The organism is Colwellia sp. 20A7, from assembly GCF_009832865.1.
Lineage (GTDB): Bacteria > Pseudomonadota > Gammaproteobacteria > Enterobacterales > Alteromonadaceae > Colwellia.
The window spans coordinates 2339640-2360097 of sequence record NZ_CP047130.1 but is presented as its reverse complement, the minus strand read 5'-3'; the positions used below and the strand labels follow the sequence as shown (position 1 = coordinate 2360097).

Genomic DNA, 20458 nt, shown 5'->3' with positions numbered 1-20458 from the left:
TAACGTTTTATTTGCGTTTTTATTAACACTATCAATTAAACTAATTAAAGAAATCATTAAAATAACAACTCATCTTGCTGGCTTTTTTCTTGTTCAGGTAAGCTTACTAGCTCGGCATCATTTAAAAACTCAATGAGTAAATAAATTAAGTCAAAACGCGCCGTTGCATAATATCGACTACTACCTGAGTTTTTACGAACGAAGTAATTCATTTCTTCAAGTTTTTGAAAAATAGTGACTAATTGCTCGCGTGTTTCAGTTTTATTGGTTTTAAAAGGCTTTATCGAGGTTAACCGATTAAGCTGCTCGCTCAGTGTTTGATCATGCTCAAAGGGTTCAAATAACTCATTGATATTAATCACTGATTTAGCTCTAATCGGCAAATCGGCTTGGGTTGCGGTGAGCAGCAAATCTAAAAATTCAACCAAAGGTCTAAAAGTGCCACGCATTTCACTGAATAAACTACTCAGTTCACTGTGATTACTTTCATCAACTTGATTGAAGGTACAATAATAGGCATCCGCACTGTCAAGATAAGTCAGTTTTCTATCGAGGTTAGATAAAAAATCATTCACTTTATCATTATGACTTTCTGCTTTTAAATACAAATACTCAGCTTCATAAGCGGTTTGACAAATTACCGCACCGCAGAGCAGTTTTTGAATACTTTGTTTAAACATTAACTTAACTCCCCTGCTGATGCTTGTGTACTATCGGGTGTGATTTTATCTTCGCTACTTTCTAAAACATTCGTGGCTGTATTCACGTCTGTATTTATGTCGGTATTCGTTGGTATTTTGTTACGTTGCGCTAATAACTCGTCTAAACGCGATTGCGGAATATCGGCGTGGTAAATTTTGTTATCTTTTAATTTATAATGACGATGATACAAAGATAAAATATGGCGATCGGTTGACGGAGAAGCAGACAACATACTGATATGGTTATCATTAAACATCTGTAATAACAGGTCAATATTTTCAGCCGCAAGCTCACCTAGCTCATCTACAGGCAAAATTATTTGGCTAGGATGTTTACTGTCGCCACGTAACATTGCTAACAAACCGGCAAATAAAGACAACATGGCTAAATAAGATAAGCCGGTTGAACTCACTTTTTTAAGTTGTTTAGCATTACGCGCTTGTTTTACTTGGCCTTTTTCGACAATGGTAAATTCTAAATCAAACAAATTATTATGGGCTAACACAAAACCTTCGTTCGGTAAGTAATTTGCCAGTTTCTGCATCGCAAACACTAAATCATCAGGCACTTCGCCAATACCATCACGTAATTGATCTTTATACAGTTCAAACACTTCAGCAAATTTTTGTAACGGCCCCCAGTAATCTAACTCTTCTTGTTTCATTACTGTGGTTACATTAATGTCAGCTAAAGCTTCAAAATGCGCTAATGCGGTAACCTTGGTTGATAACAATTTACCAATGCGTTTTATATTACGGCCAAAGTTTTCAATGTGTTGATAAAACTCATTAATCATCGTGGCATTAACGGTCACTAGCTGATAAGTACTTTGCTGTTTTTGCTCAGCACTGTTAAGTAACTCGCTAATGGGCTCACGATATTTAAAGAGTGATTTAGCCCCTGTAAAGTTATCGTTGTCATGTAATAGTTTTTGCCAGTTTTCAAAAAGCTCACTACCTGAGTGATCTTTTCTAAAGCGTTCACTAAATGTCGTTAACTGACTCGTTAATCGTTTTTCAATTGCTTTAAACTGTTGATGATAGTCATGACAAAAGTTTACGGTTAAATCAGCTTGGTTTGATGGCTCTTGTGCTGAAAATTCACAAGTAATCGCTGACATTTCGCATAAGCGTTTGTTATCGTTGAGTTGTACCAATAAATCATCAGTTGCTTGTTTTTCTACGTTGTTTTTTCTTATTAACTGTTTTAAATCATTAATTTTTGTTGTTAACTCAATACGACTATCTTCATAATTTGATTCTAAATTACGTTTAACAATTTTTCTATTTTGATTCTCTTCAGCTAAAGCATCACGATAACAATAACGTTCTGTCATAAAGCTTTTGTAATCTCGGGCCTTTTGCGCGAATAATGAACATTCCTGTAAGTTTTGCTCTAATAGCCTGCGCTTAGCAATGCTTTTATCTATTTCACCATCAGGATCTAAATGTTCTATATCACTTGCTTGCTGTTTTTTAAGATCTGTTAAACGTTGCTTGGTGTTGCTAAGAAGAGCTGTGTGTTGTTCTGTTAATAGCGTTAGTTGATTATCTCGATCACTTTCCACCACCATCGACTTTTCTAATTTATCATTAGTCAGTTCATGCAATTGCTCTGCTTTGTTTTCTTCAAAGCTGTGTTGTTTTTTCTCGAGCGCTTTTATTTGTTGAGTAAACTGTTGTAATTGTTCTTCAATATTTGCGCTGTGCGCTTTTATCGCTAATTGTTTTTTAACGATTAAGCTTTCTTGTTGTGTGTTTAATTGGCCTAAAGTTAACTTTTGCTGACTTAAACTTTGCCCGTGTGTTGTCACTTCAATTTTCAGTTGAGTAATCTCTTTAACGATTAATTTAAGTTGATTATCTAACTGTGAAATTTTATCCGTTTGCGTTTCTATCTTGCTTTCAATCCCTTGTCGTTTTTCACGTAGCTGAGCTTCGTCTAAAAACAAAGAATCGTCACAAGGCAATTGTTGTAAATCAATAGATAAACCATAAAGGCTGGGAGGAATGCTACTATCGTTATTCTCTAGCCATTGTGGGGTTAAATCAGTGCGTGATAATTGATCCGTCGTTAATAAACGACCAATGTTGTCTTGCCAATTAGCCGCTTGCGGTTCATTTATAAGGTAGTGATGTAAAGAGTCAGCTTGTGGCAGTAATTGTAATTCAACTTGATGATAGTCTTGACGAAGTTGCTCTAAATAACGGTTAATTTCGCTACGGTCAGCCAAGTATTGGTTTTGTTGTTTTTCTAATTGGTATTGCTGCTTTTGTAACGCAGACTCTTGCTGAACCAGTTCGTTATAGTTTTGTTGTGAATGTGATAATGCATCAGTATTTCGCGCTATATCAGCCATTAATTCGGCAGAAATAGTTGGCTGATCAAGTTGTTGTTTAGCCGTATCAAATTGATATTGTATTTTTTGAGAATCTTTTTGCAGCTTAAGCTCTTCTTTATGTAATTGGGCATTAAGCGCATGTTCTTGCTGGTGAAATACTTCGTTAATATGGGTTAATTGTTGATTAGCCTCGGAGGTAATTAACGCCGCTTTCTCTTTATTACGGTTAATGCCTTTAAGTTTTTCAACTTCAATTTGTTGAATGAGTTTATCAAATTTTTGCCCTATTTTACTGATATTACCTTCAAAGGCATCAATAACGGCAATCACTTCATTAAGTTCAGCTTGAATGGCTGAGGCTTGATCGGCTTTAATTTGATAACTACTGGCATCGTCATCATCGTACTTAAGTTTGTCTTCATCAAGTAAATCAATTTTACTTAAATCAGCTTCAATTTTTGCAATAAGATCAAACAAGGCTTTTTGATGTTGTTCGGTTATATTGGCTAATTCGTTCTCTAATGTGCTGCGCGTTGCAATACTACTTTTTTTAAGTTCGTCTCGCTGCTGTTGCTTTAATTCTAGGCGTGTTTGATGCGCGATAATTTCAGCATGTAGGTGCTGTAACTTATTCACTAAGCTAGCAAAGGCGCTAAAATCATTTTGCCAAACAGATATTTTATCGGCGACTTTTTTAATTGCGCGACTGGCCTGAATATCTGCAAGCCAGTTAGTAATATCGGCTTTATTTAAACTCAGTTGCTCTTTTTCATCGGTAGTATTTCGGGCAAGATGATCGCTGGCAATGGCGACTAGCATTCGCTTAACGGCTTCAAAGTCTAGGTTTTTTTCAATTGTGCCATTAATCACTTTATCAATGTGCGGGCACGCTTGTTCACTAAAAGAAAAGCGATTTTGCAGTATTCTTATTTCTTTGTGCTTACGGCCACTGCGTAAATTTTGAATAACTTGACGATATTTATCTATCCCTAAAAATTTTGACGTTTCAGAGCCTGCATTGCGGTAGTTTTTTTCTATTTCGCTTAGGGTAAAAGGTTTAGCTTTACTGCCATCAGTACTGGCGATGAAGTGTTTACTGTCGTATGCACCGTCAATAAATTTAAAATGTACGCCTCTACCATCACTGGTGGCTAATACTTGGCATTTTTGTCCAAAGGGTCTTTGGTATTCGTATACCAAAAAGCTTGATTCACGTGGTAAATAAAAATCAGCAAAGTTTTTGGCTTGATCAACCTTACTAACGATATCGCTAGGTCGCATACCATAAAAAAGCGGCAATAAACGCATTAATGACGTTTTACCTGCGCCGTTAGTGCCTTCAAGTTGAGTGTGACCTGTTAGGTCAAGTTCGTTAACTTGCCCTTGCCAAAAGCTGTCAATAATAATAATGCGTAGCAGCGAATAACCATGATCTGCCATACTGTGTCCTTAGAAAAAATACAGAGGCTAACCAATAAGGTTAACCTCTGTAAGAATACAAATTAGAAATATAAATGCAATGATGAAAACGTTGTTAGTTAACTAGTTAATAGGGATAACTTTCATCGCTAACTCTGGGTCAAAGCGAACGGAATGCCAATTCATACGCCAATCTAAGTGAGGCCCAGTCACGCGGCCTGAATTACCCACTTTAGCAATAACTTGCCCTTGTTTAACTTTATCTCCCACTTTTACCAGTGAAGCACTTAAATGTAAAAAGTTTGAGGTAATGCCATGGCCGTGATCTATCACTAACGTGCCACCAGAATAAAACATATCAGGTACCCATAATAAAACAGTGCCACTGGCAGGAGCCTTTACCGGCGCGCCAATAGGTCCAGCATAATCAACACCATAATGTGGGTTTTTAGGTACGCCATTATAAAAGCGCTGACTACCATAAACACCGGTGATTCGAGCATTGCGCGGGGCAATAAACCCTTGTGAAAAGTCAGTTAAATCACTCGATATTTTACGTACCTTAACCATAGCATCGCGATCTTCACCAGCACGTATATTGGCTTTTTTATTGGGGTTCATGATCGTCTTACTAATGCCTTCAACGCGTGATATTTTATACTCACGTTTTTTAGGGGTAAACGTTTGTGTTTCTACTGTGCCCGTGGGTGAAGTAACCGTTAATGTATATTGCTCGGTATCGTCACGTGAAAAAGCAAACACATAATCTCCTTGAGGAGAAACGCTAAGTGTTTTATCGTTTAACGTTACCGTGCTATTAGCCTCGGTTTTACCAACAATTAACCCGCCTTGTTGTATTTCACCGGAAAATTGTATTGCGGCTTGCGCGTTTGCAATCGGCAATAAACTTATGCCTATCGCGAAAAAAGTATAAAGTTTTTTCAATTTAACCATAAACAATCGCTCCTTTAGCTACACCTTCATAGGCAATAACTTTAATGGTATTGTTAGCTAATTCAGGATGTTCCGCTTTAATTTGGCGTAAAATAAAGTCGGCTAAAAGCTCTACGGTTGAATCGCAATCAACAACATCTAAGATTTTAGTTTCTACGGCAATATCAAATCTACCTTGTGGAGCAAAGTAACTAAAGTATTGGTGATCGGGTGTTAAATTACGCATAGCATTTGCCGATAGCTGAATATCGTTTACTGAAATTCTATCGGCTTCACTGGCAATATAAATATCTTGCCAGCGTTTACACCAAGCAGCTTCTAAGGTGGCGTCTCTTTTATCATCGACTAGAATTTGAATTTTAGAGCGGTGACCATGGGCAATACGTTGGCAATTTCCATCATGTAGCTTTAAACCATGAGTATAATGATAAAAATCCGTAGGGATGTTTTCAGGGCGCAAGACTAACGTTAAGCCTTCTACGTTGTTTGGTAATTGCGCCAAAATTATTGCTTTTAAATGTTTCGTTACGGCGGCTACTGAAATAGTTAAACAGTCGATACCGGCAAAAGCACATGCGGGTGATTGTAAATAGTAACTTGCAATATCACTTACAAAATCAACTGTTTGATGACCATCATTAAAAGGTGATTCAGCTAAGTTAACGGCTTTTTCTTGCATGGGTAACAATAATTTATGATCAACTGCATCGTCAATGATGGCTTTAATTTGCTTTTTAACCACAGCAAAATCAAGCACCATACTCATTTCATTTAACGAACCGTCGAGCAATACGTCAACAATCCAGCTTTCACCCACAATACCACGCTGTTTACACAGATATGAAAAATCAATAACGGTTAAATCATCTACAAATAATTGCATTTTTTTCCTTAATTTACTTTTGGCTCTCAATTTTTAATTACATTGTTTAATTATTACACGAGTTATCGGTAAAAAATCAATAACTCGCCATTATAAAATTTTAGTCTTCAACTTGCCACAAAATAGTGTCGTCTGCTCGTACAGGCACAACAACGTCATCACCAAAGCTCATGGTTGCAGGTACTTTCCACGATTTTTTAACTAAGGTTATTTTGTCAGTGTTAATGGGTAATTGATAAAATTCTGGTCCATTTAAACTAGCAAATGCTTCTAATTTATCAAGGGCATTTTCTTGTTCAAATACTTCAGCATATAACTCAATGGCTGCATGAGCTGAATAAACACCAGCACAACCACAAGCCGACTCTTTAGCATGCTGTGCATGTGGCGCTGAATCTGTGCCTAAGAAAAACTTAGCATTACCACTTGTTGCTGCTTCAATAAGTGCTTGTTGATGGGTATTGCGTTTTAAAATAGGGAGACAGAAATAATGTGGGCGAATGCCGCCTACTAACATATCATTACGGTTATAGAGTAAATGATGAACCGTAATCGTTGCCGCAACATTGTTACTCGCTGATTTAACAAAATCGACAGCATTTTTTGTAGTGATATGTTCTAGCACTACTTTTAAATTTGGGTAGTTAGCAACAAGTGGTGACAATACAGTGTCTATAAATACTTGTTCTCGGTCAAAAATATCAATATTGCAGTCGGTAACTTCACCATGAATTAATAATGGCATACCAACACTTTGCATTGCGGCAAAAACATCTGCCATTTCAGCTATGTTAGTTACCCCAGAAGAAGAGTTAGTTGTTGCTCCTGCAGGATAAAGCTTAGCTGCAAACACCAGACCTGATTCTTTTGCTTCAATAATATCTTGTGCGCTTGTTTGATCTGTTAAATATAACACCATTAATGGCTTAAAGTTGTCATTAGTTGCAACAGCCATAATACGTTCATGATAGCTTTTTGCTAGTTTAGCATCAGTTACCGGCGGCACTAAATTTGGCATTACAATAGCACGAGCAAAATAACGACTAATATCTGCAACGGTGTTTTTTAGTACTAAACCATCACGTAAATGTACATGCCAGTCGTCAGGACGGGTGATAGTAAGGGTATTCCCTGTATTTGCTTGTGCTTTATTTGTCATGGTAACTCTCTATTCTTTAACGTAATTCACTTAATCGTAATTTACTAATTAATTATTAATTTTCAACGCGTTAATGAAATAAATACAGTAACGCGTAACTTCATTGGTGATAATTGATAAGAGTAGATTAACTATTTTCAATTATTTCTTCATCATTATTTGCTAACAATGCTTGTAGTTGTTCTTTTAAATTAGGAGGCACTTTAAAAATAGTAATCGAATCATTATGTGGGTTATACACGACATCTTGACCAAAGTGACTACGCTCAAAACTTAAACTAATGCCATTACCATAACCTGAATATTTTGTTATTTTATTAACAACAGTTTGGTCATGAGGAAAAGACTCTTCAATAGGATAAGATTGTTGCTGACAAAATTGATAAAAATTTTGTTCATTACCGTCACTATCAGTTGCCGTATGTCCAATGACTTTGCCAACTTCTTGCATAGACACATCTTGAGAACTTGCTTTTTGCTCTTTACAGTAATTAAGCAATTCTTTACGTGTTTGTTGTTTTTCACTTGAATCAAGTTGGTTAACAGCCACATAGTCTTCTACTGCTTGTACTAATGTTTGGGTTTGCTCTTTTGAATTTAAGCCTTCTTCGCAACCTAAAAAATCAAGAAAGAAATCAGAAACTTTTCGTCCAGCACGACCCTTAATGAAAGAAATGTAGCGATTTCCGCTAGCATTTTGCTGATAATCAAATAAATCGATACGTGCTGCTAACTGTAATTTAGTAGTATCAAGGTGTTGATCCGCTGAAATATTTAATTCACCATCAACACTATAATGCTCAGATACAGGAATCACGGCAACCAATAAGTAACGTCCGCCCATGTATTCATAATGACAAACGACTAAATAACCGGTTTCATCTAGGTCATATTTTTCTATTTCATTTTTTAAGGTATTTGCCGCTTGCGTACTAAAAGTATAAAAGTTTTGGCGCTCGCCTAAGTAACTTTCCATTAAATCAACAAAACGTGCAGTGACAGTATCACTACTATCTATATCGCTTTCGGTACTGCTTTCAGAGCTAGCAGGTGCAGGCATAGAAGAGAAACTACCATAAGCTTTACTGCTTTTAGCATTATAAATACTATGCAAACCGTCAACAAAAGCGGTTATTTTAGGCCCTATTTCTATACTCTCTGGCCCTAAGCGTAATAAAACTTCGCTTGATTCTTCTTTTTTCGAAATAAAATGTAGTGCTATGTTAGAAATTATTAAACTCATAAGTAAGGGTCTATGTTAGGGATATATTAGTATATTGTGCAGGCATTTGATAAACTGCAAAAATATTATTAATCATCAGCAATTAAGTGTCATTATGCCCATTGTATCGAAATACTCAAACGAACGTGTAGAAAAAATTATCCAAGAACTTATGGATGTTCTTGTAAATGAATCCGCAACAACCGATTTAGCCTTAATGTGTTTAGGAAATACAATAACTAATGTTATTAGTAAAATTCCTGCCGACAAACAAAGTGCTATTGTAGACAATTTTACTCGCGCATTGAATCAATCTATCCAAAAAACTCACTAGTTTTATTGATAACTAGTAAATAATTCATTTTATAATTTCATCAGATAAGAAGAATAAAGTTCAATGGTCACTTTTGATACCAAAACCTATAGTAGAAAGCTGTTACATTTAATAAGTTGGAGCCATTGGTTCACATTTTTTAATATTTTTGCAGCAATAGCCCTCTCCTCTTATTACCTTTTCAGTGAAACTGCACCGACTACATTTTTAGGTCAGGTGTATCTTGTTACTACTTGGGTTAGTCATATTGCTTTTCTAACCTTTATTAGCTTTGTGTTAATTTTGTTTCCATTGATCATTATTTGGCCCAATACGAAAGTCATTAGGACCAGTGCATCAATAATTTTTACTTTAGGATTATTATTATTATTACTCGATGGCTTTATTTATAGCCGTTTGGGTTATCACTTAAATGCATCCTCCAGTGCTCAAATTTTTAGTTTGATTCAAGAAATAGCACAGAAAAATGTCATTTTTTATACAGTTAGTGGTTTTTTAGCTATTTTGATTTTAGCTTTTGAATTCACAATCAGTAATTATGCATGGAAGCACCTAAAAAGATTACAAAAAACGATTTTTGCTCGATTTGTTATCTTTGGCTTAGTTGCATCATTCTTCTTTAGTCATTTAACTCATATTTGGGCGGATGCTAATTTAGACTACGATATATTACGCCAAGATACTGTATTACCTCTATCTTACCCGGCAACAGCCCAAACTTTACTCACCAAGTACGGTTTATTTGATGTTGATGATTATATAGAACGTAAAACAAGCCCACTATCGTTTAGCAGTGCTATTCCGCCTTACCCGAGTTTAACTTCGGGGCAATGTGAAACATCTAACGCAGAGCAGTCAGTATTTATAGTACTTACTGATGCACAGTTAAACAACGAGCAACTACAACGTTTTAGCAATAGATCAAGTGGCAATAGTTACCAATTTAATAACCATGTAGACTCGGCCTTAAATGATGAAGCCTGGTTTAAATTGTTCTATTCTTTACCAAATATTTATCAAGACGATATTTTAAAACAATTAACTAAACCATTACTATTTCAAGCCATTGAAAAGCAAAGTTTAGCCAGTAGTTTTACGTTAATAGATAAATCTGACGCAAACTCAATAACTGACCAACATAACGCACCTTGGTTTGTTTCTTTGTTTGACGAAAAGAGTCACCTTAACGATATATCGAGCCTAATTTTCGCTGATAAACTTAATAGCAAAAAGTTAGGGCTACATATAATTTACTTTAAAAGTGCAGTCAGTAATGATGTTGAAAGCAGTATCAGCAATTATCAATTTGAGCTTTTTGTTGATGCTTTATTATTAGCACAACAACAGAAACAGCAAAAAGATATTATTTGGATTAGCTCAATTGGAAATCAAATTGAAGATACCCAGTTAATTACTAAACCTGCTTTACTGATAACACCGCACAAAAAATCACAAAGACAAGCGAATAAGAATGTCGTTACTAAATTAACAAGCCACATGGATTTACAATCTACACTCATGAAAAACTGGCTTGGCTGCGATACTGTAGATAAAGAATACGGTAATGGTTCAGATCTTATTACGTTAAATAAAGATCGTGTTATTGCAAATACTTCTGCTGCAGGTTTAATGGTATTTAATAAAGATAAATCCGTTTTTATTGATAGAAATGGTAATTTTCATAGTTATTCAAGTAAATTAAATGCCCCGATCACCGTAAATAAGGATTTTCCTTTAATGATTGATGGTGTTCACTTTATTAAACGTTTTAGTAAGCAATTAGAACAAGAGAATGAATAATACCAAGTCCATTAAGTTAGTTCCCACTCAGAGCTTGCCAGTGGTTTGAGAACAAATAGAATTTTTTACCTATCATTCTATATGAAAGAAATTCTGTGCGGTTATCATATCACTGGAAAGCTCCCAAAGGGCGAGTCTAAAAGGTCTATATGCCGCGTTATTGATTTTGACAAGGGAATAACCATTCTCTTCAATCAATGCCTTGCCTCTAAACCTTTTAACTCTCGCTGAGTGAGAAGAAACTTATTGGAATTGGTATAATTGTTCATTCGTTAGACGGTTAGTTATTATTGATTAACCGTTCTAATAAATGTCATTGCATTCGTTTGAGAAACGATTATTATAGTCAGCGTAAATCAAGTGTACTTATGGTGATCTCCCCAGATTATTATTTCTTTAGAAACATAAGTATTAGCTAATTGATTAGAACATTGGTTTACAAATCGGGGTATAGCGCAGCTTGGTAGCGCGTGCGTCTGGGGGACGTGAGGTCGCAAGTTCGAATCTTGCTACTCCGACCAAATTAGTATTTAAAGACGTCCGCGGGCGTCTTTTTTTATGTCTTAAATTACGTTTTTACTACCCTGTAGCCAAATTAACTATCCGTACACGTCCATTGCCATCTTGTAAAATCCATGATCTAATGTAACACTCTAAGTAACACTGCAGCATAAATACATTTACAGTGTTACTTTAAATGTATTGTAAAGCTTAAAGGATCTACTACGATGGCTAAAATTACTAAACCTCTTTCCAATACTGAGGTGAAGAACGCAAAACCCAAAGATAAAGAGTACAACTTGTCAGACGGTGAAGGCTTATCTTTAAGAATAAAGCCCAAGGGTTCTAAACTCTGGATTTTTAACTATTATCGTCCGTATACAAAAAAAAGGGCTAATATTGGTTTTGGTCAATACCCTGCACTTTCTTTAGCCGAAGCGAGGAAGCTACGCTCTAATGCTCGTGAATTACTTGCCAAAAACATTGATCCGAAGACGGATAGAGACGATAAAGTACAGGAAGAAAAAAACACCTTAGAGAATACCTTTGGTAAATATGCAGATACTTGGAAAATCCTTAAAACTAGCCAATGGAAAGAGCCAACAATTCGGCGTGCACACCAAACACTAACTAAGCACGCACTTCCTACATTAAAAGACTTACCAATAAGCCAAGTAAAGCCGAAGCAAATTATAGCAATCATGAAACCACTTATTGCTGAAAATAAACGTGAAACGGTTAAACGGCTGTGTTCGTTTATCAATCAGATAATGAGACTTGCTGTTGCTGATGGCTCAATAGAGTTCAACCCCATTTCAGATTTAAGCGGATTCTTTCCTACCGCAGTAAGAGAGCACTTTAAAACATTAAAACCAGAACAACTTCCTTATTTATTGAAGGTTATGGCCAGAGCTAAAATATCAGATATAACTCGATGTATGTTCGAACTGCAGTTACATACGGCTGTTAGGCCAGTAGAGGCAGCTACAGCACGTTGGGAAGAATTTAATTTAGAAGAAAATCTATGGATTATACCCGCCAATAAAATGAAAAAAAATAGAGAACATATCATCCCTCTATCGCCACAGGTGATTAATCTACTAGATTTCCTTCGTACTATTAGTGGAAAAAAAGAGTATTTGTTTCCTGGTGTAAAACACCCAAGCAGCCATGCAAATAGAGAAACAGTTAACACTGCAATGAAAAGAAATGGTTTGAAAGGGCAAATAGTTAGCCATGGGTTAAGAGCCCTATTTTCTACTACCTGTAATGAGCAAAATTTTGAATCTGATATCATAGAAACCTCGCTGGCGCATCTAGATAAAGATGTAACTAGACGTTCTTATAACAGATCTGAATACCTTGAACGTAGAAAAAAATTAATGTGTTGGTGGTCAGATCATATAGAAAAAGCATCAGTTGGAAGCCTATCGATTATTAGTTTGAAAGAGCTTAGGTCTTAGATGCCCACCTAATACTATCAAGTCTCATTCGTATTAACTTGGCAACCCGAACATTACCTTTATTTAACTATCAATTTCTGATAACTCAACCTATACTGTATAAAATTACAGTATAGGTGTTTTATGAAAGTTATCCCAATATTTGCAGAAGCTGGTATCAGTGGCTTTGAATCGCCAGCAGCTGAGTACAAAGAGCTAGGCTTATCACTAGATCAGTTATTGATCAAACACCCTAATGCTACCTTTATAGGTCAAGCTAATGGTGACTCTATGCAGGGTGTTGGCATTTTTAATGGTGATTTGTTAATTGTAGATCGTTCGTTGACGGCAAAGAATGGCGACATTATTGTCGCCAACTATAACGGTTGCTTTGTATGCAAGCTGATAGATAAAACACATGCATTACTGCTATCTGCTTCAAGTAAGCACCCGCCTGTTCATATTAAACCTGAAGACGAATTCCAATTGGAAGGTGTAGTCACCCGTTCGATTAGATTACATCAGAAGTCACCTGAAATTTTACTATGTACGCTTTAGTAGATGCCGTTTCTTTTTACGCCAGCGCAGAGAAAGTATTCGATCCAAGCATACGTAATAAGCCAGTCGTTGTACTAACCAACAATGATGGCTGTATATGCGCTGTATGCCCTATAGCAAGACGTTTGGGTATACCTAAGTTCAAACCCTACTTTCAAATTAAATACTTTCTAGAAAAGCATGGTGTCGTTGTACGGTCATCTAATTACGAGTTATATGCCGACTTAAGCGAACGCATGATGAATGTTATCGCTCGGTACTGTGATAACCAGTACATCTACTCTATCGACGAATCTTTCTTAGAGTTTAAAAATTACGGTAATTTGATCGGTGACTGGCATAAATACGGACATGAAATCCGCAAGGCTATTTGGAAGGAAACACGGCTACCGGTAGGCGTAGGCTTTGGTACAACCCCTACCCTAGCTAAAGCAGCTAATCATGCAGCAAAGAAGCTAACTGGCTTTAATGGTGTCGCTGTTATTGATAGTAATCAAACCAGCAGACCGATACTAAAGCGCATGAGTGTCACTGACGTATGGGGAATTGGAAATCGATTAGGTAAGAAACTCAACTTACTTGGTATCAATACCGCTGATCAGTTAATGCAACAATCAGCTAAAGAGATGCGTAGACAATTTAGTGTTGTCGTTGAACGAACGGTTAATGAACTTAACGGTATAACTTGTTTATCCTGGGATGAAGTCAGAGCCCCTAAACAAGAAATCTTTTCAACACGTAGCTTCGGACAACGGATTACTGATCACCAGGCTCTAATGTTTGCGTTAGTTACACACGGGTCTATTGTTGGTAGGAAGTTACGCCAGCAACATTCATTGGTTAAGCGCTTAATGATTTTCGCTTCAAGCTCCCCACATGAGAACCAGTATTATAAAAAATCAATTGTATATGAGTTTCCTGTAGCAACGGATAGTAGTAGTCAAATAGCTTCTGCTATCAGCATTGTCTTACAGGATATATTTCAAATAGGGGTTTACTTCTATCGTTGTGGAGTTGGTGCTATCAGTCTTGAAAGTCAGCAATACCAACAACCTGATTTTTTCACCCCATCACAACCAAGTCCATTGATCATGAATTGTTTTGATAAAATCAATCAACGATATGGTCAAGGAGCTGTGACATTAGCTAGCGAAGGACGAGCTGAGAAATGGCAAATGAGAAGAAGTCTTCTCTCACCTCAATATACGAGTCGCTGGCGAGATATACCTAAAATCAGTTGTTAACTTAGTATCAATAACGCTCCTCTAGGGAGTTTTGACATCAAAGTGATCAAGACTCGAATGTAGTGGCTTATTAGCTCTGCTGCCACTCCTTAACTACTTCATTCCAATCAGCGTTGCGTTCAACTAAATTCCCATCTGCATCTTTTCTTGTCCATACATCCCAGAAGTCAGGGTCATCTGAGTGTGGTTGCTGATCTTTCGTTAAACTTTTCATTTTAACCAGAACAGGGAGTTCAGATGCCCAGCCCATAAGTATTGCATGCTGGGATGGTAATGAGGGTAGCTCACGGAGTAATCCCCTCAAATTATCAGGTACCATTTTATGTACTTGTTCTTGATCTCTGTCGTTACTTATTCGATGCAGAAGAAAAGTATTACATTGAGATAAAACTGTAGGTGACAACTCAGATGGTCGCTGGGATGAAATCACCATACCAAGTCCAAATTTCCTTCCTTCTCTAGCTATCTTCTCAAACACTTGACAACAAACTGCGGCAACATCCTGATTTTCTGATTCATCACGATAACGCTTAATAAATGTATGTGCTTCTTCAGCTACAAGAACTGTTGGTAGAGATTTATTATTTAGTCTTCTATAACGTTGCAATGATTCAAATATAATCCTTGAAATAACGGCAGTAACAAGATGGGTGATTTCATTTGGTACAAGGGAAAGATCTATTATTGAAATATTACTACTTTCCTCTTCAACGCTATCTTTACCGATATAACTTTCTAACCATTCAGCTAAATCAACTCGTTGTTCAGAGTCATTAGTAATAGGCTTCATTCTTGTATCAGAAAGCATTGTACGAATACGAGCCACTAAATATTCAACATATTGCTCAGTACCAGTTTCTTGAGCTAGCGCCTCTAAATAAGCAACTAAGTTTCCCCCATCAAAAGGCAAGGGTATATCTTCACCTTTAGGATAAAGCTCTGCTTCCATCCCACCAAATAAGAGAAACGCTTCTAGCATATTGACAATTATCTCATCAACCTCTTCAACTGAACCATTATAATTAGGGTAATTACCCTGACGGTTATTAATATAACTACTAAGGTTATTTTCTAAGGAGTCCAACCTGGTATCTCCAGCTTCTAACTTACCTTTGTAAGTACAGACACTTTGTCCCCATGAAACTATTTTCTCAAATAGATTTTTAGGACCAGGGAAACTTGCCCAAGCAGAGCCTTTTGATTTATCACTTTTTAAAGAAAAAATTATGGTACTTAGAAACTTTTTAACCTCAATATCCAAATTTGGATTAAGTTCAAATTCTTCGTTACGCATAGCTCTCAACGAGCGTTTTAATAATGGCAATTGAACTTTGGCACTTGCTTGTGTAAATGATGCCCACTCTGAACTATTCCAAAACCAAGATGGTACTTGAAGTTGATGTTCATCATCTCCAGCTTCTACTTTAAAAACTCGTCCTTTGAATTTGGTGGATGGCCCTAAAGCACGAGTGTATTCACCATTTGGGTCTAAAACGATGAATCTTGCATTTGGTCTTTTTTCTGCTTTTATAGCCGCTTCTAATGACCATTGAATGAGTCCAGCAACTGAGCATGATTTGCCACTACCAGTATTCCCAAGTACAGCTAAATGACGACCAAATAATCGATCAGGATCTACGGCGACATTGGCATTATTAGCAAGCGGGCTTTGCCCGATGATAACTCGTCGATTGTTACCAGACTCAACAATCGATCTGAGTTGTAAATCAGTCGGAAGTAAAATAGCAGAACCAATGGAAGGAAATGATTCAGTACCCCTTTGAAATTTAAATGAATCAATGCCTCTAACTGAAGTTCTCTTAAGAGTGCCGACCGGATTTAAGCTAACTTTTTTCTGTGGAAAGGGTAAGTTCACTAAACCAAAGTCTTGAATATCTCTTTGCTTAGGGTATGGCGAACGCTCAACGGCAAGCCACTCTATTTGCCCAACCAAATAACCATTATCGCAAGAGACTAAAACATAGCTATTTACCCGAGGAAAGTTTCTTGGTGTTCCTGCATTTAAGGCAACAGAATCTGGCGAATCAATATCAAGTACCGCCCTAATCTCACTCGGTGAAACAAAATCTACGGTACCAACTCTTAGCTGTTCTCCTTGCTCAATGGGTAGCGAACTCATTCTTCACCACCAGGTTTTCCTTGAAGAGCGGTTGGGTATAAGCCTCTTGATTTCAAAAGTTCAGCCATACGAATTGATGTACGATCTATTGCTGCCTTAGGAAGGTAGTAATCTACTAATGTTTTAAGGTCACCAAAATGATCACCAAGCATTAAGGATATTTGAGCCTGGCGACCACTATCTTTTATAAAACTCATAATTCTACCAAGTGGATCACCATAGGCAATTATCACGATATGCGTTGAGGGTATTGTTAGCATATCTATGAGAACTCGATTTATATGTTCATCACCAAAACTATATCCATAGGTTACTAGGGTACTATTCGGGCGACATGTCGCTGACGCTAAGTCTCTAAATAACTCAACATAGGGGTACTCAGACGTTTCACGATCTTTAACTGAGTTTGGATAAATCATTAATTGTTGATAGTCCGCTGTACCAGCTCCTTCAACTTGTAAAAATGGCTCTACAGAAGCAGCTCCAAAAGGCAGGCCAAAACGTCTAATAGTACCCTCGTTAGCATACCAGTCCAATGAACCATGTAGTTTAGTAAAGCGTGCTACACCTTCTAAATATCTTGGCTCACCACGTATACCTGGAGGATTGTAATGATAATCCACCTCCAAACGTGACGAACGAAAAACTGGCGCGATACTACCTACAAAGCGGTCAACTAATCTAAGACCAGCGATTTCCGCCCCTGTTTCTATTATTCGATCATAATTAGTTGTGAATATATGCAATCTATCACGCGTCGCTGTCCTACTTGAAAAGCTCATCAAAAAATTAACTAAATAATTAAATGTAGCTATCTTGTCTTCAGGAACCGAATCCCTGATTGATTTTTCGCCATCGCTAACTGAATCAGCAAACGACTTTAGACAACGAGAGAGCTCTTCTTTTAGCTTAGTTAATTCTGTTGGAAAATTTCTATATGGGGGACTTGGTAAAGGAGGTGGAGCTATGGGAGCTGGATTTAAAACTGTAAGAATCTCTATTCCTTTAATTAATTCATTGATAGATCTAATCTGATCTTCAATATTACCACCTTCTCTTCCCGCAGCTTCAGCTGTTTTGTTTACATAAGCATCTATTTCTAACTTACAAACCTTTAGGTCCTTTATCCATCCCATACCTAACGGAGGCTTACCTGTCGCAGATTGTTGAACAGCTGAACTTAGGCCTGCACCCACGAGTAGATTAAGGTGTTCAGATTGAAAGAGTGCAGTTAGCCATGGCTCTATTCTTGAACGCAGGAAGTCAGGAGTAATTTCATCTTCTGCTTTTGCCCAATCACAGTGACCTACAACTTTAAAATTACCATTGTCACCATGCGTATCCAATTGCACTGGAGACTGGTCATCTCCAAGTTTTAAATATTGACTCAATTTAGGTACATCCTTTACTTTGTCCATTTTAGAGTTCCCACCTTCATAGTCTTCCTTGTATATATAACACTAATAACGAATTAATATTTTTGAGAGTAATAAGTTAGCAGTTTAGGCAATGCTAAGCCAACACTTATTATTACAGCATGGAAGAATCACTTTGATGGTAGCTACCATGATAAAGGTGATGGTATCAATTATTTAGAGGCTGTTACATCATCGAATATAACCGTAGATCTGCTAACAGCTTTTATATTAATGTTTGCACCAACTATGCAATACTATCGATGATAGCTATGTTCTTAAACTAACTATTGATAAAGGTAATCACATCATCATCTGTTATCTTTGTTGATTGCTCTAAACAAGTGATGACCAAGGACCTTTATTTATATCAATGGCATCTCGTATCATGGTTATTCATTAAAAATCACTCCACAAATCCACCTAATTGTAGCCATGACATTTCCTGTGGTAAGTTAAATTTTCTAAATTTATTTTGTGCTTTGCATGCACAAATAACTGGCCTGATTCGTCACCAATAAGCTCAAAGTTATCTGCAATAGAAAAGCTGCCTTTATCATACATCACGTGGTGATTAGGGCATAAACATAAAAGGTTATTTTTACGGTCATCGCCGTTATGAGGCCTTCCTAGAGCTCTTATGTGGGCTCCTTCAGCATACAGCCCCTTTTTAGTCTTCAAAGCTGTACCACAAACCTGGCATTCGAATTTGTATAGCTTCTTAATATCTTGAGATATTTTGGTATCCCGGACAATTCGTAAAACTGTACCCGCCTTTCTATTTGCCTTTTTATTCTCGTAGCCTAGCTCAACTTGTTCAGGTGTTCTTCTGATTCCATTTAGACCACAATACTCTAGTCTAAATCGACATATCTTAAAGCCGCTCCTACCTACTTCTTCCCATGCATCAACTACACTGTAGAGGCCAGCATAGTTATACCCCTTTAATGGTGAGTAATCAGATTTATGCTGATGGCCTCTTATTACTCTTATTGGTAAACCGCGATCCATGCTCACTAATAGACCCGCGTTACCGGACTTTTCCCAAGATTGGTCAGCTATCTGATTGCCTGTTTTAGGATCATTTCCTCCTGCGCCGGTATAAATAATTTCATCACCAAAGTCTTCATCATCTTCATAGCCGCCAGATAAAACTATGGCACTAGTACCCTCACTTCCATTGCCATCAATGCCTTGACCATGATTGCGGTGAAAACTAGTTGGCATCATATCTTTTCTATTGGCAATCCAGTCATCTTCTTTTATGCCGTCAATGTCACCAAAAATAATAGGCCTACTTACCATATTGTACTTCCTCACTAATTACTTAATTGCAGTATTAACTAACAAAAGAGTTAACAATCCCTTGTTCCATATCCATTCACTTATTACGCAAACATTCTCATTCATCCAATACATGCCACTAAAAATCTTGATAGGTTTCAGTTTATTTAAATCGCACATCACGTCTTTGTATAGAGAACTGGAGAGCTTTTCAGTTTTTTGATGCTAACCTATTTTACCGCGACAGTAACTAAATCTATTCCCCTGGCACATAAATGCTCCTGCATCACAGCCAACCCCAAGCGCTCCATCTCCGCAATCGCTATAGCTAGTGTAGAAGAATTTATTGATAAGGCACCCAAGATACTTTTCTGTGCAGTATACTTATCTGACTGGTTTAATGTCTTATCATTTCCCAAAATCTTCGTAAGACATTCAATATCTAGCTTTCTCTGAACCGTCAGCCATTGAATTTACACTTACCCTATCTAGTGCAGTATCAAAGCCGATCCTAAAAAATTCAAAACCTATATTACTTTTATGCATATACACATAAGTTAATAAAGGAGCTTTGATTATGCGTAATTCAAACAAGGTTTATGTCACACATGAGCCAATGACTGAAAATCAAATATTAGAAAAAGCAGCTGAAATACTGGCATGCAAATATGTTCGTGAGGATGCGTTTACTAGTAGTCAAGCGACCAGAGACTTTCTACGATTCAAATTAGGAAATTATGAGCGAGAAGTTTTTGCGGTAATGTTGCTAGATAGCCAGCACAAACTGATAGATTACCAGGAGTTATTTTTCGGGACCGTTAATGCCGCCAGCGTATACCCACGCGAAGTAGTAAAAGCGGTGCTTAACGAAAATGCAGCTGCGGTAATATTCGCTCATAACCACCCTTCTGGTATTGCAGAGCCGTCTATTGCTGATAAACAGATTACAAAACGACTACAAGACGCACTGGCCTTAATAGACGTTAGTGTACTTGATCACGTTATTGTGGGTGAAAGCTGTTATTCATTTGCGGAACACTGCTTGTTATAAGCCCTTACC

The 20458-nt window shown here is 37.0% G+C and carries 15 protein-coding genes and 1 tRNA gene; 7 read left to right on the top strand and 9 right to left on the bottom strand.

Features of this window, described 5'->3' with window-relative positions; translation table 11 throughout:
- Positions 1-56 precede the first annotated feature (56 nt).
- From GQS55_RS10260 to yejK, 6 genes are all read right to left on the bottom strand, one after another.
- Positions 57-680: a hypothetical protein gene (locus GQS55_RS10260; protein WP_159820323.1), complete on the bottom strand. Its 624-nt coding sequence runs from the start codon at positions 678-680 to the stop codon at positions 57-59.
- Positions 680-4483 carry an ATP-binding protein gene (locus tag GQS55_RS10255; RefSeq protein WP_159820321.1) on the bottom strand — a complete coding sequence of 1268 codons (3804 nt, stop codon included), beginning with the start codon at positions 4481-4483 and terminating at the stop codon, positions 680-682. Before GQS55_RS10255 ends, GQS55_RS10260 begins: the two co-directional genes overlap by 1 nt.
- Before the next feature lie 102 nt (positions 4484-4585).
- The gene (locus GQS55_RS10250) at positions 4586-5416 is read right to left on the bottom strand and encodes a M23 family metallopeptidase (RefSeq protein ID WP_159820319.1); all 831 of its coding nucleotides are present in this window, start codon (positions 5414-5416) and stop codon (positions 4586-4588) included.
- Positions 5409-6299: a 6-carboxytetrahydropterin synthase gene (locus GQS55_RS10245; protein ID WP_159820317.1), complete on the bottom strand. Its 891-nt coding sequence runs from the start codon at positions 6297-6299 to the stop codon at positions 5409-5411. The genes GQS55_RS10250 and GQS55_RS10245 overlap by 8 nt, the downstream gene beginning before the upstream one ends.
- Before the next feature lie 100 nt (positions 6300-6399).
- Positions 6400-7458 (bottom strand): dihydroorotase, encoded by a 1059-nt coding sequence (pyrC, locus tag GQS55_RS10240; protein WP_159820315.1) that lies wholly within the window; start codon positions 7456-7458, stop codon positions 6400-6402.
- A 127-nt stretch (positions 7459-7585) separates the two neighbouring features.
- Positions 7586-8701: a nucleoid-associated protein YejK gene (gene yejK, locus GQS55_RS10235; RefSeq protein ID WP_159820313.1), complete on the bottom strand. Its 1116-nt coding sequence runs from the start codon at positions 8699-8701 to the stop codon at positions 7586-7588.
- A 94-nt stretch (positions 8702-8795) separates the two neighbouring features.
- On the opposite strand from yejK, the gene GQS55_RS10230 reads away from it, so the two are divergent.
- The 6 genes from GQS55_RS10230 to GQS55_RS10205 all read left to right on the top strand — a co-directional run bounded on the left by GQS55_RS10230 (position 8796) and on the right by GQS55_RS10205 (position 14559).
- Complete coding sequence (locus tag GQS55_RS10230) at positions 8796-9014, top strand: DUF1414 domain-containing protein (protein ID WP_159820311.1); 219 nt, start codon at positions 8796-8798, stop codon at positions 9012-9014.
- Between the two features lie 63 nt (positions 9015-9077).
- A complete protein-coding gene (locus GQS55_RS10225; protein WP_159820309.1) occupies positions 9078-10814 on the top strand; it encodes a DUF3413 domain-containing protein in 1737 nt (578 codons plus the stop codon).
- 444 nt (positions 10815-11258) lie between these two features.
- Positions 11259-11335 (top strand) — tRNA-Pro (locus GQS55_RS10220).
- A 207-nt stretch (positions 11336-11542) separates the two neighbouring features.
- Positions 11543-12778 (top strand): integrase arm-type DNA-binding domain-containing protein, encoded by a 1236-nt coding sequence (locus GQS55_RS10215; RefSeq protein ID WP_159820307.1) that lies wholly within the window; start codon positions 11543-11545, stop codon positions 12776-12778.
- Positions 12779-12901: 123 nt separating this feature from the next.
- The gene (locus GQS55_RS10210) at positions 12902-13315 is read left to right on the top strand and encodes a LexA family protein (protein ID WP_159820305.1); all 414 of its coding nucleotides are present in this window, start codon (positions 12902-12904) and stop codon (positions 13313-13315) included.
- Positions 13303-14559 (top strand): Y-family DNA polymerase, encoded by a 1257-nt coding sequence (locus GQS55_RS10205; RefSeq protein ID WP_159820303.1) that lies wholly within the window; start codon positions 13303-13305, stop codon positions 14557-14559. Before GQS55_RS10210 ends, GQS55_RS10205 begins: the two co-directional genes overlap by 13 nt.
- Positions 14560-14629: 70 nt before the next feature.
- Here the strand turns inward: GQS55_RS10205 and GQS55_RS10200 are convergent, their stop codons facing one another.
- From GQS55_RS10200 to GQS55_RS10190, 3 genes are all read right to left on the bottom strand, one after another.
- On the bottom strand, positions 14630-16699 hold the full coding sequence (locus tag GQS55_RS10200; RefSeq protein ID WP_159820301.1) for an ATP-binding protein: 2070 nt from the start codon (positions 16697-16699) through the stop codon (positions 14630-14632).
- Entirely contained in the window at positions 16696-18051 is a 1356-nt protein-coding gene (locus tag GQS55_RS10195) for an SIR2 family protein (protein WP_236559611.1), read from the bottom strand. The genes GQS55_RS10200 and GQS55_RS10195 overlap by 4 nt, the downstream gene beginning before the upstream one ends.
- Before the next feature lie 486 nt (positions 18052-18537).
- Positions 18538-19419: a YDG/SRA domain-containing protein gene (locus GQS55_RS10190; RefSeq protein WP_159820299.1), complete on the bottom strand. Its 882-nt coding sequence runs from the start codon at positions 19417-19419 to the stop codon at positions 18538-18540.
- 556 nt (positions 19420-19975) lie between these two features.
- Here GQS55_RS10190 and radC point away from each other — a divergent pair.
- Positions 19976-20449, top strand: a complete 474-nt coding sequence (gene radC / locus GQS55_RS10185) for a RadC family protein (protein WP_159820296.1) — start codon at positions 19976-19978, stop codon at positions 20447-20449.
- The last annotated feature ends 9 nt before the right edge of the window (positions 20450-20458 follow it).

Excerpts from the sequence above, each read along its gene's own strand:
- GQS55_RS10260 (WP_159820323.1), bottom strand. The coding sequence starts at position 680 with ATGTTTAAACAAAGTATTCAAAAACTGCTCTGCGGTGCGGTAATTTGT.
- GQS55_RS10255 (WP_159820321.1), bottom strand. The coding sequence starts at position 4,483 with ATGGCAGATCATGGTTATTCGCTGCTACGCATTATTATTATTGACAGC.
- GQS55_RS10250 (WP_159820319.1), bottom strand. The coding sequence starts at position 5,416 with ATGGTTAAATTGAAAAAACTTTATACTTTTTTCGCGATAGGCATAAGT.
- GQS55_RS10245 (WP_159820317.1), bottom strand. The coding sequence starts at position 6,299 with ATGCAATTATTTGTAGATGATTTAACCGTTATTGATTTTTCATATCTG.
- pyrC (WP_159820315.1), bottom strand. The coding sequence starts at position 7,458 with ATGACAAATAAAGCACAAGCAAATACAGGGAATACCCTTACTATCACC.
- yejK (WP_159820313.1), bottom strand. The coding sequence starts at position 8,701 with ATGAGTTTAATAATTTCTAACATAGCACTACATTTTATTTCGAAAAAA.
- GQS55_RS10230 (WP_159820311.1), top strand. The coding sequence starts at position 8,796 with ATGCCCATTGTATCGAAATACTCAAACGAACGTGTAGAAAAAATTATC.
- GQS55_RS10225 (WP_159820309.1), top strand. The coding sequence starts at position 9,078 with ATGGTCACTTTTGATACCAAAACCTATAGTAGAAAGCTGTTACATTTA.
- GQS55_RS10215 (WP_159820307.1), top strand. The coding sequence starts at position 11,543 with ATGGCTAAAATTACTAAACCTCTTTCCAATACTGAGGTGAAGAACGCA.
- GQS55_RS10210 (WP_159820305.1), top strand. The coding sequence starts at position 12,902 with ATGAAAGTTATCCCAATATTTGCAGAAGCTGGTATCAGTGGCTTTGAA.
- GQS55_RS10205 (WP_159820303.1), top strand. The coding sequence starts at position 13,303 with ATGTACGCTTTAGTAGATGCCGTTTCTTTTTACGCCAGCGCAGAGAAA.
- GQS55_RS10200 (WP_159820301.1), bottom strand. The coding sequence starts at position 16,699 with ATGAGTTCGCTACCCATTGAGCAAGGAGAACAGCTAAGAGTTGGTACC.
- GQS55_RS10190 (WP_159820299.1), bottom strand. The coding sequence starts at position 19,419 with ATGGTAAGTAGGCCTATTATTTTTGGTGACATTGACGGCATAAAAGAA.
- radC (WP_159820296.1), top strand. The coding sequence starts at position 19,976 with ATGCGTAATTCAAACAAGGTTTATGTCACACATGAGCCAATGACTGAA.